The following is a 15,225-nucleotide window of genomic DNA, read 5'->3' on the forward strand; positions in this document are numbered from 1 at the left end:
CGCGCGTCATCGACGATCTGAAGCAGAGCCGATACGTGGAGGCTCGGCGGGGGAAGGGCGTGTTCGTGGCCCAGGCGCCGCCCGCCCGCCCCTCCCCTCACCTCCGCGAGGGCTTTTTACAGGATACGGTGATCCGGGCCGCGGCCCTCGGGATGACCGCCGACGACTTGTCGGTGGGCGTTCTGAGCTTGGCCGGGGTCCGGCCCGCCCCCGTCCGCGGCGCCGTCGAGGTCCTCCTGGTGGAGTGCAGCCCGCCGGAGCTCGACTTCTTTGCCCGACAACTCGAGGCCCACCTCCCGGTCCGCGTCGACAAGGTGCTCCTCGCCGAGCTGGCGGCGGTCACGCGGCGCCAGAAGCAAGGCGGTCGCTGGCGGGCGGCGGTCACGAGCTTCTGCCATCTGCCGCAGGTGGAGCAGCTCCTGAGGGGCAAGGGGGTTCCGGTGATCGCGCTCCTCGCCGAGGCGCATCTCGAGACCCTCCATCGCCTGGCCCAGTTCCCGTCGGGGACGCGCGTGGGCGTGGCCTCCACCACCGTCGAGACGGCCCACAACCTGGAGCACTCGATCGCGAACGCCGGCCTGCCGAACATCGCGCTCGCCGGGGTCTGCCCCGCCGAGGGGGCCGCACTGGGTCGCCTGATGCGGCGAGTGGACGTCATCGTCTGCTCCACCGCGGCGGCCGAGCGGGTCCGGGGGCTCGCGGGTTCCTCCGTGCAGGTGATGATCGACGACCGGGCCCTCGACCAGCGGGCGATCGAAATGCTCGCGGCCGTCCTGGTGCGAGAAAACGGCGACAGGCCGACGGCCGCTCCGTCGCCCGTCCGGAGGCGGCTGAGTCCTCGTCCGTCCAGGGAACGTACGCCGCGAGGGGGTCGGCCCACGATCGTCTGAGGGCTGTGGAGCGCGGTGCGGAGGCCGGAAGGGAAATACCTTTCTCCTAGAATCAGGAGGTGTCTCATGCAGCTGCAAGTGCCTTGGCTCAAACCAGCGGTTTGGGGTGTGATCGGCGGCGCCGTCGTCACGATGATCGTCGGCTTCTCCGGGATGGGATGGGTCCTCGGCGCCACCGCCGAGCGGATCGCGGTGGAGCGCGCCAACTCGGCTGTGATCGTCGCTCTCACCCCCTCCTGCGTCGCGAGGTTCATGAACCAGCGCGACGTCGCCGTGAAGCTCGCAGAGTTCCGGAAGATCGACTCGTGGAAGCAGCGGCAGTTCGTCGAAGACGGCGGCTGGGCCACTGCGCGGGGGGACAAGCTGCCCAACTCAGGACTGGCGAATGCGTGCGCCGAGGAGCTCTTGAAGGCCAAGACTTAGCCGGGCGGAAGAACGCCATGCGAACCGCTCACCGCCTCGAGGTGGTGGGCGGTTCGTCATGATGTGTCACCCCCTGCGACGCGTGTCTTCGACCTCCCTCAGAGCTGAAACGTCTTCACGTAGACGCCCGGCGAGCCCGGGGCGTGGTGCATGTGGGAGCGCATGCGCGCGTTGGCCGGCGAAATGTCCCGCTGGGCGCTCCACGCCGCGCTCTCCGGGACTTTCGGGTGCTCGAACTCGTAGAGCGTGAGATAGGTCGGCGCGCCGGTCACCGCGCGATAGCGGCGGCCGCGGACCACGCCGGGGACCTTCTCGTAGTTGGGGACGTAGACGGTGTTGTACCAGGTGTTGAACTCGGCGTCGGCCTCGGGCGGCACGTCCATGCGCCCCATCTGGAGCGCCGGCGCCATTGCGCTCTGCGCGGCGGCCGGCGCCAGCGCTTTCGGATGGATCATCGTATAGACGTTCCGGATGTACGCGGTGCCGATGTGCTCGGGCGAGCAGCGCTTGGTCCACGCGGTCGGGTTCGCCTGCACCTTCTTGTACGCCGCGCTCTCGAGCACCGCGGCGCTCTCCAGCTCGTAGCAGGCGAGATGCTTCGGCCCGCCCTTCACGGCCTCGTAGCGCGCGGCGCTCAGGAAGCCCGGCACGGCGAGGCGCTCGGCCAGATGCTCCTCGTTGTACCAGCGGTTGAACTCCTTCTCCTTGTCCGCCGGGATGTCGGCCCAGACCATCAGGAGCGCGCTGCCCTTCTTGTTCGTCATTGGGCTCTCCTTGTCATGCGACTGCGTTTCATGCGCTAGCGACGGCTGGGAAGCGCGCGACGGATCTCCTCGACGGCCGTCGCGTAGCCCGAGCGGAGCACGGCCGCGTCCGACGAGTAGTTGACGATCGTCGCGCCGAGGGCGATCATCTCGCCCACGCCCTCCACGCTGTCGATCGCCATCGACACCGCCTTGCCGTGCTTGCGCGCGGCGTCCACGAGCCGACGGCGATGCGCGGTCAGCGCCTCGCGCTGCGCGGAGGCGCCGAGCACGCCGAGGTCCTGCGCCAGATCGGTCGGCCCGAGCGTGAGCGCATCGATGCCCGGGACCGACGCGATCTCGTCCAGCCGGTCGAAGGCACGCTTCGACTCCAGCATGATGGTCACGTGCACGCGCGCGTTCGCGGCGGCGGTCAGCTCGCGCATCGGCAGCGCGCCGTACTCCGTCGCCGGGCCGAAGCCGTACATGCCCCGCTGGCCCGCCGGCGCGTAGCGGCAGCACGCGGCCACCGCGGCCGCCTGCTCCGGCGTGTCCACCTGCGGCACGTGGAGATTGAAGACGCCGGCGTCGAGGAGCCGCGTGATCCACTCGCGGTTGCCCTCGGGCGGGCGGACGACCAGTGGAAAATCAAGGGCGCGCGCGAGCGCCGCCATGTCGGCGAGGGTCTCCATCGAGAAGGGCGAGTGCTCCATGTCGAGCCGCGCGAAGTCGAGCCCCGCCGCCTGGAGCAGCATCAGGACCGAGGGCGTCCGGATCATCGTGATCCACGTGCCGATCTGCACTTCACCCTGCTCGGCGCGGGCCCGGTAGGCGTTCTCCCTCATCGCGCTTTTACCTCCACGCCCGCGAGCCGCTCGAGCACCTTGACGACGGCGAGCCCGTCCTCCTTGTTGAGGCCGGCGGCCCGCGCCATCTGGTAGAGCTGCTGCGTGACGTTCGCCAGCAGCAGCGGCACGCCGAGCTGCTTGGCGAACGCCGTCTCCAGCTCCTGGTCCTTGTAGGTGATGTCCACCGTGCCGCCCGGCGAGAAGTCGCGCGCCAGGATCTTCGGCACGCCGGTCTCGAACGCGAAGCTCGTGCCCGTGCTGACCCGGACGACGTCGTAGATCATGCGGGGGTCGAGGCCCGCCTTGACGCCCAGGACGAGGGCCTCGGCCACCGCCACCCGGTTGACCTGGATCAGCATGTTGTTGACGAGCTTCATCGCCAGGCCGTGGCCGAGCGGGCCGACGTGGAACAGGTTCGTACCCATCGCCTTGAAGAGGTCGCGGCACGCCTCGAACGTCGCCGCGTCGCCGCCGGCGATGATGGACAGCTCGCCCGAGGCCGCCCGCACCGTGCCGCCGCTCACCGGCGCGTCGAGCATCGCCACGCCGCGCGCGGCCAGGACGCCGGCGAGCCGCTGGGCGGCGAACGGATCGATGGTGCTCATGCAGATGACGACGTGGCCGCGCCCGGCGCCCTGCACGATCCCGCGCTCGCCCGCGATGACTGCCTCCGCCTGCGCCGTCGTCTCCACCATGCAGATGGTGCGCTCGGTCGCGGCCGCGACGCGCTCGGGCGAGTCGGCGACCGCGGCGCCGCGCGCGCGCAGCGGGTCCACCTTGGTCTTGTCGATGTCGTGCACGACGAGCGAGAACCCGTGCTTGACGAGGTTCAGCGCCATCGGCCGTCCCATGTTGCCGAGACCGACGAATCCCACGGCTCCAGGCATCGCGTTCTCCTCCTCCGCCGGCTACGCCGTCAGCACGAACGGCACGCCCGCGCTCCTCGCCACGGTCCGGAGCTGATCCATGAGGTCGTCGGGGATCGGCACGCCCTCGCTGAGCCGCTCCGCCCGTGTCGCCATCTCCGGATCCCCCGCGACGAGCACCGGCTGAGCGGGATCGGCGCGCCTGGCCTGGTGCAGCACGTCGATCACCTGATCGAGGTCCCGCTCGAACTCGCCCTCGGCGCGGAACGCGCGCGGATCGATCGCCAGGAAGAAGTGACCGATGTTGTGCGGATCCGACGTCTTCTGCGTCCGGTTGCGGATCGGCGAGAACGAGGCGCCGGACAGGGCGCCGCCGAGAATGTGCACCATGACCGCGAGCCCGTAACCCTTGTGGCCGCCGACCTCGCGCGGGCCGCCGAGCGGCGTGATGCCGCCCTCCGGCCGCTCGAAGACGTAGCTGAATGCTTCTTCCGCATCGGTCACCGGCCGACCGTGGCCGTCCACGACCCAGCCCGGCGGCAGCGGCGTGTGGTTCAGCTTGTGGACCTTGACCTTCCCGGCGGCGACCGTCGTCGTCGCCATGTCGAGCTGGAACGGCGGATTGCGGCTGGCCGGCGCGGCGAAGGCGAGCGGGTTCGTGCCCATGACGGGCTCCGCGGCGAACGTCGGCACCATGCTGACGCCGCGCGTGGACGCGGTGACCATGCCGATCACGCCGCGGTCCGCGGCGATCCGCGAGTAGCACCCCGCCGCCCCGAAGTGGTGCGAGTTGAAGACCGACACCACGGCGACTCCGCTCTGGCGGCACTTGTCAACGGCGAGGTTCATCGCGTGCACGGAGACCGGATGGCCGAGCGACCTGTCGGCGTCGATCAGCGCCATGGCCGGCCCTTCGCGCACGGTCCTGAACACGGGGCGCATGTTCAGCCGGCCGGCGCGGAACTCGCGGTCGTAGGTCGGCAGCATCGAGATGCCGTGAGAGTCCACGCCGCGCAGATCGGTCTCGAGCATCATCTCGGCCGTGGTCTCGGCGTGCGCGTCCGGCATGCCCCAGGCGCGCAGGACGGACACGAGCTGCTCGCGGATCTGCTTCGCATGAACGCGCATCGTTCGACCTCCGGTCACGCTCGCGCGTCGGCCGGCCGGGCGGGCTCGGGGAACGCGAGGCTGACGGGCGCGTTGGCCTCGAACGGGCTCCAGAGGCCGAGCTCCTTGCCGATGTCCCGCAGCGCCGGCAGCACGTCCTCGCCGAGGAGCCGGATGCACGTCTTCGTGTCCTCGTTCGAGACGAATCCGTCGGACGCCCAGAAGCCGAGGATCGAGGGGCGCGTCTCCTCGAGCAGCCGGCGCAGCTTCGGGAGCACGGTCTTCGGCGTCCCGGCGACGATCTGCTGGTCGCGGATCTGGTCCTCGAACGCGGCGCCGCGCGGGTTCGAGCGCCGCCCGACCGCGTACTCCACGAACGCGGTGCGGTACGACGGCGAGAAGTACCCGGACGGGCTCGACCATACGGGATGCGCGAGGCCGGTGAACTCGCCCTGCATCCACATGAACTGCCGCGCGTTCTCCAGCGCCTTCTCCTCGGTCTCCGCGACGTGGCACCGCTGCAGGTAGCCGCGGTACTCCGGACCGCCGGCGTAGCCGGTCTCCTGGGCGACGCGGTCGTAGAGCTCCCAGATCTTCTTCGTGGCGTCGATCGCGGTGCTGAGCGCGATGTAAGGGTAGCGCTTCTTCGCCGCCCAGATGATCGTCTCCTTGCTCACCACGCCGGGGATCCACACCCGCGGGTGCGGCTTCTGCAGCGGCACCGCCCAGGGGTTCACCACGCGGTGCTGGTAGTGCGTGCCCTCCCAGCGGAACGGCCCCGTCTGGGTCCACGCCTTCACGATGAGGTCGTGCGCCTCCTCGAACCGCTCGCGGTTGTAGGCGGGATTGACGCCCGCGGCGAGCTGCTCCTGACCGCCGCCGCGCACGAAGCCCGACACCAGACGCCCGCGCGACACCATGTCGATCATCGCGAGCTCCTCGGCCAGCCGCACCGGATTGTCGGCGAGCGGCAGCGGGTTGCCGAGGAGGACGAGCTTCACGCGCTTCGTCGTCGCCGCCAGGATCGACGCGAAGATGTTGCACTTCGCCTGCATGCAGAACGGCGCGTTGTGGTGCTCGTTCAGCATGATCCCGTCGAAGCCCACCGCCTCGGCGAGCCGGTAGTGCTCGAGGTACTCGTTGTAGAGGCGGCTGCCGGCCACGGGGTCGAAGAAGCGGTTCGAGAACATCAGCGCGGTCGCGCCGAACTCGCGTCCCTCGTCCTCGGGATACGCCGACATCGGCTGCTCGGTGAAGTACATGAGGTGCATCGCGTCTCCTCTGGATCAGGCCTCGGTGACGAAGCGGGTGACGAGCCGGGCCAGCTCCTCCGGCTTCTCCATCGCGACGAAGTGTCCGGCGCCCTCGACGATCTCGAGCCGGGCGCGCGGCAGCGCTTTCGTGTAGCGCTCGCCGCACTCGAGCGGGACGATGCGGTCGTCGCGGCCCCAGACGACCAGGGCCGGCGTGGCGACGCCGCCGAGCAGGTGCGGCAGCGTGGGGTTGTACATGTACGGCTTCCACGCGATCCGGAACGTCATTTCGCGGTTGAGGTCCCACTGCTCGAGCGTGGCGGTCGGCGGCTCGGCGCCGAAGAGCCGATCGAACTCGCCCTGGTCGGCGAAGCCCCGGCGCACGTAGTCGATGTAGGAGAGGAGGGCCTGGTCGGCGATCTCGCCGCGCTCGGGCTTGATCCCCATCGCCCCCACGAGGACGAGCCGCCTGAAGGCGCGCGGGGCCATCGTCGCCATCTCGGCCGCGATCCAGCCCCCGAACCCGAGGCCGACCAGCGACACGCGGCCGGGCTCGCGGGTCAGCTCGCGGGCCCCGAGCAGCCCCTGGTACACGACGGCGACGTCGCGCACGCTGCGCATCCAGTCCGGGCGCTCGGATCCATCGTAGCCGGGATGCGACGGCACGAGCACCGTGAACCGCCGCGCGAGCGCGTCGTAGAACGGCAGACGCGCGGGGCTGCCGATGTCGTGGTGGAGCACGACCAGCGGCGCGCCGGTGCCCGCGCGCGCGACGTGCAGCGCCGGGCCCGTGACCGTCACGGTCTCGGACTCCCAGGTGATCGTGGTCGAGCTCACGGTGACCGCGCCTCCTCAGCCGACGGCCGGCATGACTTCTCGGGCGAAGAGCTCCATCGAGCGCAGGACGCGCGGGTGCTCGAGGTCGCCGAACCAGAAGCTACAGTTGAAGTGGGTGATGCCCACGAGCTCGCGGATGCGCTTGATCTGGCGGATGCACGTGTCGGGCGTCCCGATGACGAGGAAACGGTCCAGGAGGTCGTCCAGGTCGGGCTCCTTCGGCGCCGGCACCGGGATGGCGCGGCCCTGCTCGACGCGCTCGTAGTGGTTGCGCAGGGAGAGCGTCACCCGCATGTTCCAGCGGGCCTCCTCGGCGGCGGCCCGCGCGTCGGCGTGGCTGTCCGTCACGTAGACGGCGCGCTGCACGCCGACCTCGAGCGGGCGCTCGGGCTTGACCTCGGCCACGGTGCGGTCGAAGAGCCGGCGAAACTCGGCCATGCGCTCGATGGGGACGCCGAAGCCGCCCGTGAGCACGTTGAACCCGCGGCGCACCGCCCCCTCGACGGAATCCGGGCTCTGCGCCGTGATCCAGATGGGCGGGCGCGGCTTCTGGACGGGCTGGGGGAACACCGTCGTCTCCGGGATCTTGAAGAGCTTCCCGTCGTAGCTGAAGGGCCGGCCCTCGAACGATTTCAGGATCACGTCGATCGACTCCTCCCAGCGCGCGCGGCCGCTCTCGAGCTCGAGGCCGAACCGCTCGAACTCGTAGTGCTGGTAGCCCCGCCCGAGGCCGACGTCGAGCCGTCCCCCGCTCAGCAGATCGAGCGTCGCGATCTCCTCGGCGATCACGAGGGGATGGTGGAGCGGGACCACGATGACGGCCGTGCCCACGCGCAGCCGGGTCGTCTTCGCCGCGATGTACGTCGCGAGCTGGGCCGGGCGCGAGAGATAGCCGTAGGTCGAGAAGTGATGCTCGGCGAGCCAGACGTTGTTGAAGCCAAGCGCCTCGGCCGCCTGGGCGATCTCGACGCCACGCGCATAGATCTCCCGCGACGAGCGCGCCGAGGGCGACTGCATCAAGAGAAAGGTCCCGAATTTCATGGGTGCCATACTATCAGGGATGACGAGCGCCTCGCGTCCGGCCACGCGGTTCGGGATCGCCCTGCCCTCCGGAGGGCCGGGCGGGCCGCCGCCGGTGTCGCGGGGCCTGGCGGAGGCCGCCCGGCGGATCGAGGCGGCCGGCTTCGAGAGCGCGTGGGCCTTCGACGCCATCGGTCGCGGCTTCCTCCAGGCCGATCCCCTCACCTGCCTCGCCGTCGCGGCGACCGTGACGTGTGACATCGAGCTCGGGACCGGCATCCTCCAGGTCCCCCTGCGAAACCCGGTGGAGCTCGCCCAGCGCGTGCTGACCACGCACCTCGTGTCCGAGGGCCGCCTGCGGCTCGGCGTGGGCGCCGGATCCACCGCGGCCGATTTCGCCGCGCTCGGCCTCGATTTCGCAGCGCGCTTCCGTCGTCTCGACGAGTCGCTGGCGATCATGCGCCGGCTGTGGGCGGGCGAGCGCGTCGACGGAGCCTCGCTCGCGCCGGTCTGGCCCACCGCCGTCGGCGGCCCGCCGGTCCTGATCGGCTCGTGGGCGGGCTCGCGGTGGATCGAGCGGGCGGCCCGCGACTTCGACGGCTGGGTGGGTTCGGGCGCTCGGAGCAGCTGGCGGCTGCTGCGCGAGGGGATCGCGCGGTTCCGCGACCTGGGCGGTCGGCGCGCCGTCGTCACCAACGTGGTGGTGCACCTCGAGCGGCCGGCGGCGAGCCCCGACGGCCCGGACGATCCGTGCAACCTCAAGTGTCCGAGGGACGTCGCCCGCGAGCGCTTGCATCGTCTGCGCGACCTCGGCTTCGACGACGTGGTGCTGGTCACGCGGCGCCACGACGCCGAGCACCTCCAGGAGCTCCGCGAGCTGGCCGTGACCTCCAGATGATCGCGTCACCTCGACCGGACCCGATACCAGGGGTGTGGCTGCCCCGGCACCTTCACGCGCAACGTGTAGACCGAGGTGCGCGCGGTGAAGAACAGGGTCCGTAGATCGGCGCCGCCGAAGGCGAGGTTGGCCGGGACCTCCGGCGTGCGAATGATCCCGAGGCGCGTGCCATCCGGCGCGAAGACCCAGGTGCCCCCCGGACCCGTGCAATAGACCCGGCCTTCCACGTCCACCTTCATCCCATCGGGGACGCCGTCGGTCTCGTCGGACGACATGTCGGCGAAGATCCGGCGCCTCACCAGCCGGCCGCCCGCGTCGAGCTCGAGGGCGTGGATGTACTGCGCCCAGCGCGTGTTGGCCACGTAGAGCACGCGCTCGTCCGGCGAGAACGCGAGCCCGTTCGGATACTCGCAGTCGGCCACGAGCGTGGTCGTCCCGTCGAGCGCGATGCGATAGACCCCGGCATAGGGCAACTCGCGCTCGGCGAAGGGCACGCGCAGGCCGGGATCGGTGAAGTAGATGCTCCCGTCGGACTTGCAGACGACGTCGTTGGGCCGGTTCAGGCGCTTGCCCTCGTAGCGGTCCATCAGGACCTCGGAGCGGCCGTCGGCGGACCAGCGCGTGACGCGGCGGTTGCCGCCCTCGCAGATGACCAGCCGGCCTTGCAGATCGAACGTCGTGCCGTTGCCCTCACCGGTGTTCGCGCGCACGAGCTCGGGGGCCTTGCCCGGCGTCAGGCGGTGCAGGTTGCTCCGGCGGATGTCGACGAAATAGTAGAAGCCGTCGGGGTGCCACAGGGGCCCTTCGGTGAAGACGAATCCCGTGGCCAGCCGCTCCGCGTTCGTCGTCTCGAGGATGCTGGACAGCGCGTCGGCCATGGTCAGCCTCGCCGCGTCCGGAGCGTGACGCCGGCCCGCTCCTCCTGGAGGCAGAAGATCGCCATCGAGTCCTTCGCGCCCCAGCCGCGGCGCACCGCCTCTTCGAGCTGCTGCTCGGCGAGCGCGGCGATCAGCATCGGCACGTGGTACTCGCGGCCCAGCGCCGTCGCGAGCCCGACGTCCTTGCGCAGGAGGTCGAGCGCGAAGTTGACGGTGTCGAACGTGCCGGGGAACACGGTGTTGGGGATCATGTCCTTCAGCGCGCGTCCCTGGCCGAACGAGCCCTTGGAGAGCGCGTCGAGCAGCGCCTCGGGCGCGACGCCCGCCTTCACGCCGAGCGTCATCCCCTCGGCGATCGCCATGCGCGAGCACGCCGAGACCATGTTGTGCACGAGCTTCGCGACGGTGCCGCAGCCGATCTCGCCGACGCGGGTCACCTTGTCGCCGATGGCATCGAGCACGGGCTTGACGCGCGTGTAGAGCGCCTCGTCGCCTCCGACGAGCACCGCCAGCGTGGCGGCACGCGCGCCGGGCACGCCCCCGCTGACGGGCGCGTCGAGCACGTCCACCCCGCGCTCGGCGTAGACCGTGTGGATGCGCCGGATGAGTGTGGCCGAGCTGGTGGAGAGATCCACGTAGATCGTGCCCCGCGCCGCGCCGTCGAGGATGCCGCCGGGGCCCAGCGCGACCGCCTCCACCTCGCGCGGCCCGGGCAGCGAGGTGAAGACGAGCTCGCTCGCCTGCGCCACCGCCTTCGCGCCGTCCGCCCAGGCGGCGCCCTGCGCGAGGTGCGGCTTCGCCAGCTCCGGCCGGATGTCCGTCACCACCATGCCGTGTCCGGCCCGGAGGACGTTGAGGGCCATCGGCCCCCCCATGTTGCCGAGCCCGATGAAGCCGATCCGCATGCGCGCCTCCTCTCCTCGAACCGCGGGCCAGCTATACTAGCGCGGCGCCGGGCGGGATCACACCCTGACCTCGGGAGGTCACATGGCGATCATCCGCATCTACACGGGTCCTGACGGCAAGTCGCACTTCGAGGACATCGAGCCGCGCTTCGAGTCACGCGGCGACAAGTCCGAGAGCGCGGAGCTGATTCCACGGAGCGGCATCGTCATTCGCCGCTTCGAGACGAAGCGGTCCAATCCCTGGCATCACGCGCCGGGGCGCGCGGCGGTGTTCACGCTGCGAGGCGCGGTGGACATCGAGATCGGCGACGGCACGGTGCGACGCGTCGGCCCCGGCGACATCCTGATCGCCGAGGACCTGAGCGGCCAGGGGCACGCCACGCGTGAGGTCGGTCCCGAGCCGCGCGTCTCGATCTTCGTGCCGCTCGGCTGAAGCCCGCCCCAGGCGGCCGCGTCCTCGGCGCCCTCGGCGGGAGCGGTCACCGGTCTCGGAACTCCGGAGCGATCTCCGTGATGAACCGATCGAGGTCGCGCCGCAGCTCGTCGAGCGGCCTGAACATGGTCGGGACGAACAGCACGGTCCCGCCGGCCGCGCGGAGCTGCCGGAGGCGCTCGCGGATCTGGTCGGCGGTCCCGGCCAGGCAGGTGTCGCGCGCGTCCGCGGCGTGGCGGCCCATGCGCGTGGCGATCGTCTGGGCGAGGCGCTCGACGTCCTCCTTCTTGTCGGTCACATGCAGGGCCATGTTCACCGAGCGCGTGATCCTCTTCGGGTCGCGGCCGACGGTGGCGCAGTGCTCGTCGAGGATGGCGCCCTTCCGCGCCAGGACGCTCGGCCCGCCCCAGACGTTCCAGTGGTCGGCGTGCTTGGCGACGATGCGCAGGGTGACACGCTCGCCGCCGCCGCCGACCATCAGCTCGGGGTGCGGCCGCTGCACGGGCTTCGGGTCGAGGGGAGCGTCGGAGAGTTGGTAGTAGCGGCCTTTGAGGGTGCTGCGGCGCTCGGTCCAGAGCGACGTGATTACCTGGCAGGCCTCGTCGAGCCGCTCGAGCCGCTCGCGCATCGTGTGGAACGGGATGCCGTAGGCTTCGTGCTCGTTCTGCTGCCAGCCGGCGCCGAGGCCGAGCAGGAGCCGGCCGCCCGAGATGATGTCGACCTGCGCGGCCATCTTCGCCACGACGGCCGGATGGCGGTACGTGTTCCCGAGGACGATGGTGCCGACCCGCATCCTCGGCACGAGGGCCGCCAGCGCGCTGAGCGTGCTCCACGACTCGAGCATCGGGCCCTCGCGCTCCGGCGTGTTCGGCATGAAGTGGTCGGTCACGCATGCGATGTCCCACCCGGTGCGCTCGAGGTGCCGCCACAGGTCCACGACGCCCGACCAAGTCTGCATCCCCATGCTCGTGAACACGCCGAAACGCATGTCACCCTCCTCTTCGGAATGGGCCCTAGACGGGCGGCCGGCGGGTATGCCACGCCGTCGCCCGCTCGTAGGCGTGGCCGACGCGCAGCACGGTCCCCTCCTCGAATGGCCGGCCGGCGAGCTGGAGCGACAGCGGGAGCCCCGACGCCGAGAACCCGCACGGCAGGGCGAGCGTCGGCAGCCCCGTCAGGTTGAAGGGCGGCATGTTGCTCCGCGGGAAGCCGAGTTCGGGATCCTGCGCCACGCTGAACGGCGTGGCCGGCTTCGGCGTGGTCGGCGTCGCGAGGACGTCCACGGTCTTCAAAACCTCCGCCGTCTCGCGGCAGAGCGTCGCGCGGATGCGCTGCGCCTGGGTGTACTCCGAGGCGCTGACGAGGGCGCCCGTCAGGATGCGCTCGCGCACGACGTCGCCGTAGAGCTCCGGATGCTCGCGAATGTCGCGCTCGTGGTAGGCGAAGGCCTCCGCCATCAGGATCAGGAGGAACGAGGGCGTCGCGTGAATGCTCGGGATCTCGACGTCGCTCACCTCGGCGCCGAGCCCGCGAAGCGTACGGAGCGCCTCCTCGAACGCGCGCGCGACTTCGGGATCGACCCCCTCGAAGAAGTAGGCGCGCGGCACGCCGATCCTGAGGCCGCGGACGTCGCGACCGAGCGGCGCCAGGTAATCGTCGACCGGCGCGCGGCTCGACGCCGGATCGGCGGGATCGTGACCGGCCATCGCCTGCAGGAGGTACGCGCAGTCCTCCACGGTGCGCGCCATCGGCCCCGTGTGGTCGAGGGTCCAGGAGAGCGTCAGGACGCCCGCGCGGCTCACGCGCCCGTACGTCGGCTTGAGCCCGACGATGCCGCAGAAGGCGGCCGGCCCGCGGATCGAGCCGCCGGTGTCCGAGCCCGTGGCGCCGACGACGAGCCCGGCGGCGAGCGCGGCGCCGGAGCCGCTCGACGAGCCGCCCGGGATGTGGTCGCGGTTCCAGGGATTGCGCGCCGGCGCGAAGCGGTGGCCGGGGAGCTGGATCCCGAACGCGAATTCGTGGGTGATGAGCTTGCCGAGGAGCACGGTGCCGGCGTCGCGCCAGCGCCGCACGCACGTGGCCTCGTCCTCGGGGATCCAGTCGGCGAGGAGCGCCGAGCCGCCCGTCGTCCGGATGCCGCGCGTGAGATAGATGTCCTTGTGGCCGACCGGAATGCCGAGCAGCGGGCGCGCGTCGCCGCGGCCCAGCGCCTCCTCGGCCGCGCGCGCGTCGGCGAGGGCGCGCTCGGCGGTCAGGGTCACGAAGGCGTGGAGCGCGTCGTCGAGCTTCTCGATCCGCGCGAGCAGCGCGCGCGTCACCTCGACGGGCGAGAGCTCGCGCTTCCGGTAGCGCGCGCCGAGCTCGCGGATGGTCGCGTAGGCGATCGCGTCACTCATGGGACGCCTCGCGCGCCGGGGCGAACCGCACCGCCGGCTCCTCCGTCTTGATCGCTCGCGAGTCCAGCGCGCGCACCGGGGCGAGCGCGTCGCCCAGAAGCTTCCGCACCATAGCGAGCCGGTTCTCGGCGATCGTGACACCGGCCGCGCGGATGCGCTCGCGCAGCTCCTCGAGGGTCAGCTCCCGTGGGCCGCTCATGGAACCTCCTCCTTGCGCGCTCCGCGTCAGGAATTCCCGCAGCGCGCGCGTCGTCGCTTCGGGCTGCTCCAGCTGGACGAAGTGGCCCGCCCCCGGGATGACGACCACCCGCGCGCCGGCGATCGTCTCGCCGAAGAACCTTGCGAACTTCGGCGGCGTGAGCTGGTCCTCCTCGCCGCAGAGCGCGAGGGTCGGGACGCGGACCGCGCCGATCCGCGCGATCACGTCGAAGACGTCGCACGCCCTGAGGTCGCCGAGGACCACACCGGGAGGATTGGCGGCCGTGCTGCGGCGGAGCGACGCCTTGAGCGAGGCCGGCGCCGCCGCGCCGACCCCCATCTGCAGCAGGAGGTCCACGCCGGCGGGGTAATCGGTCGCGAGCAGCTCCAGCACGCGCGGCAGCACGCGGAGCCGCGCCCCGGTCCCGACCAGGACGAGACCGTCGACGCGCTCGGGGTGCGCGAGGGCGAGCTGCTGGGCGATCGCGCCCCCCATGGAATGCCCGCCGACGATGGCGCTCCGCACGGACACGGCGTCGAGGAAACCCACCACGAACGCGGCCGCCTCCTCGATGCTCCGCGGCGGCTCGCCGCCCGACCGGCCGTGCCCCGGCAGGTCCGGAGCCACGACGCGGGCGACGTCGGCCAGGCCGTCGAGCTGGTGCAGCCAGACGTTGCCGGCGCCTCCAGTGCCATGGACGAGGCAGACGACGCGCGCGCCGGCTCCCGCCGACTCGTAGTGCACGTCGATCCCGTCGACCCGGACGCGCGAAGACGTCAGCGCAGCACCGTCCTCGCGATGTCCTCCAGCGCCTTCTGCATCTCCTGCTCGGTCTTCGCGGTGGGCGGCCTGATGATGACGCGCGTGGCCCCGGCGTCGAGGAAGCGGCGCACGAGCTCGCGGTCCGCGGGCTGGCCGAAGGCCGAGATGGTGATCTTCGCCGGGTCGCGTCCGGCCTGCTTCGCCATCGCGGCGAGCTTGTTCCGGCTCGTCTCGACCTCCGCCGGCGTCGCGCGGTTGGGAAGCCAGCCATCACCCCACTCGACGACGCGCTCCAGCACGTTCTTGGCGTGGCCGCCCAGGATCACCGGCGGGTGCGGCTTCTGCGCGGGCTTGGGATAGGACCGGACCGGCGGGAAATCGTAGTACTTGCCGTGGAACTCGGCCTCCTGCTTCGTCCACAGCTCCTTCATCGCCAGGACCGCCTCGCGCGCCTGGGTCCAGCGGTGGTCGAAGTCCCCGCCCATGATGGTGGTCTCTTCACGGTGCCAGCCCGTGCCGATGCCGAACAGGAACCGCCCGCCGCTGAAGAGATCGAGGGTGGAGATCTCCTTGGCCAGGAGCAGCGGGTTGCGCTCGGGCACGAGCGTGATGCCCGTCCCGAGCTTCAACGTCTTGGTGACGCCGGACGCGCGCGCGAGCGCCACGAACGGATCGACGAAGTGCGAGTAGCTCTCCGGGATGGCGCCGTCGGCCGAGCCCGGGAAGCGGCTCTTGCTCTGGACCGGCATGATCGGGTGCTCGGCGCA

Annotated in this window: 17 protein-coding genes; 4 read left to right on the plus strand and 13 right to left on the minus strand. The window is 71.2% G+C overall.

Annotated elements, in window-relative coordinates:
* Both VKG64_17110 and VKG64_17115 read left to right on the plus strand, forming a co-directional pair.
* Positions 1–890 (plus strand): hypothetical protein (locus VKG64_17110; protein ID HKB26756.1); only part of this gene is annotated, 890 nt, incomplete at its 5' end.
* A 66-nt stretch (positions 891–956) separates the two neighbouring features.
* Positions 957–1,313 carry a hypothetical protein gene (locus VKG64_17115; protein HKB26757.1) on the plus strand — a complete coding sequence of 119 codons (357 nt, stop codon included), beginning with the start codon at positions 957–959 and terminating at the stop codon, positions 1,311–1,313.
* A gap of 98 nt (positions 1,314–1,411) precedes the next feature.
* Here VKG64_17115 and VKG64_17120 read toward each other — a convergent pair whose 3' ends face one another.
* Genes VKG64_17120 through VKG64_17150 form a run of 7 tightly spaced genes read right to left on the minus strand, consistent with a single transcriptional unit; the run spans position 1,412 to position 8,008 of the window.
* Positions 1,412–2,077 (minus strand): hypothetical protein, encoded by a 666-nt coding sequence (locus tag VKG64_17120; GenBank protein ID HKB26758.1) that lies wholly within the window; start codon positions 2,075–2,077, stop codon positions 1,412–1,414.
* A 35-nt stretch (positions 2,078–2,112) separates the two neighbouring features.
* Complete coding sequence (locus VKG64_17125; GenBank protein HKB26759.1) at positions 2,113–2,901, minus strand: aldolase/citrate lyase family protein; 789 nt, start codon at positions 2,899–2,901, stop codon at positions 2,113–2,115.
* A complete protein-coding gene (locus VKG64_17130) occupies positions 2,898–3,791 on the minus strand; it encodes an NAD(P)-dependent oxidoreductase (protein HKB26760.1) in 894 nt (297 codons plus the stop codon). The genes VKG64_17125 and VKG64_17130 overlap by 4 nt, the downstream gene beginning before the upstream one ends.
* Positions 3,792–3,812: 21 nt before the next feature.
* Complete coding sequence (locus VKG64_17135) at positions 3,813–4,898, minus strand: Ldh family oxidoreductase (protein ID HKB26761.1); 1,086 nt, start codon at positions 4,896–4,898, stop codon at positions 3,813–3,815.
* Between the two features lie 14 nt (positions 4,899–4,912).
* The gene (locus VKG64_17140; GenBank protein ID HKB26762.1) at positions 4,913–6,148 is read right to left on the minus strand and encodes an LLM class flavin-dependent oxidoreductase; all 1,236 of its coding nucleotides are present in this window, start codon (positions 6,146–6,148) and stop codon (positions 4,913–4,915) included.
* A 15-nt stretch (positions 6,149–6,163) separates the two neighbouring features.
* Complete coding sequence (locus tag VKG64_17145; protein ID HKB26763.1) at positions 6,164–6,967, minus strand: alpha/beta hydrolase; 804 nt, start codon at positions 6,965–6,967, stop codon at positions 6,164–6,166.
* A gap of 15 nt (positions 6,968–6,982) precedes the next feature.
* Entirely contained in the window at positions 6,983–8,008 is a 1,026-nt protein-coding gene (locus VKG64_17150) for an LLM class flavin-dependent oxidoreductase (GenBank protein HKB26764.1), read from the minus strand.
* Positions 8,009–8,027: 19 nt separating this feature from the next.
* On the opposite strand from VKG64_17150, the gene VKG64_17155 reads away from it, so the two are divergent.
* Positions 8,028–8,885 (plus strand): LLM class flavin-dependent oxidoreductase, encoded by an 858-nt coding sequence (locus VKG64_17155; protein ID HKB26765.1) that lies wholly within the window; start codon positions 8,028–8,030, stop codon positions 8,883–8,885.
* A gap of 5 nt (positions 8,886–8,890) precedes the next feature.
* Here the strand turns inward: VKG64_17155 and VKG64_17160 are convergent, their stop codons facing one another.
* Positions 8,891–9,763 (minus strand): SMP-30/gluconolactonase/LRE family protein, encoded by an 873-nt coding sequence (locus VKG64_17160; GenBank protein HKB26766.1) that lies wholly within the window; start codon positions 9,761–9,763, stop codon positions 8,891–8,893.
* Positions 9,764–9,765: 2 nt separating this feature from the next.
* Positions 9,766–10,668, minus strand: coding sequence for an NAD(P)-dependent oxidoreductase (locus VKG64_17165; GenBank protein HKB26767.1), 903 nt, complete (start codon positions 10,666–10,668; stop codon positions 9,766–9,768).
* Positions 10,669–10,750: 82 nt separating this feature from the next.
* On the opposite strand from VKG64_17165, the gene VKG64_17170 reads away from it, so the two are divergent.
* Entirely contained in the window at positions 10,751–11,101 is a 351-nt protein-coding gene (locus tag VKG64_17170; protein HKB26768.1) for a hypothetical protein, read from the plus strand.
* Between the two features lie 46 nt (positions 11,102–11,147).
* On the opposite strand, the gene VKG64_17175 is transcribed toward VKG64_17170, so the two are convergent.
* From VKG64_17175 to VKG64_17190, 4 genes are all read right to left on the minus strand, one after another.
* Positions 11,148–12,089 (minus strand): TIGR03560 family F420-dependent LLM class oxidoreductase, encoded by a 942-nt coding sequence (locus VKG64_17175; GenBank protein ID HKB26769.1) that lies wholly within the window; start codon positions 12,087–12,089, stop codon positions 11,148–11,150.
* A gap of 25 nt (positions 12,090–12,114) precedes the next feature.
* On the minus strand, positions 12,115–13,497 hold the full coding sequence (locus tag VKG64_17180) for an amidase (protein ID HKB26770.1): 1,383 nt from the start codon (positions 13,495–13,497) through the stop codon (positions 12,115–12,117).
* A complete protein-coding gene (locus VKG64_17185; protein HKB26771.1) occupies positions 13,490–14,440 on the minus strand; it encodes an alpha/beta fold hydrolase in 951 nt (316 codons plus the stop codon). The genes VKG64_17180 and VKG64_17185 overlap by 8 nt, the downstream gene beginning before the upstream one ends.
* A gap of 32 nt (positions 14,441–14,472) precedes the next feature.
* A partial coding sequence (locus VKG64_17190) for an LLM class F420-dependent oxidoreductase (protein HKB26772.1) occupies positions 14,473–15,225 on the minus strand: 753 nt, incomplete at its 5' end.

Source organism: Candidatus Methylomirabilota bacterium (assembly GCA_035260325.1).
Taxonomy (GTDB): Bacteria; Methylomirabilota; Methylomirabilia; order Rokubacteriales; family CSP1-6; genus AR19.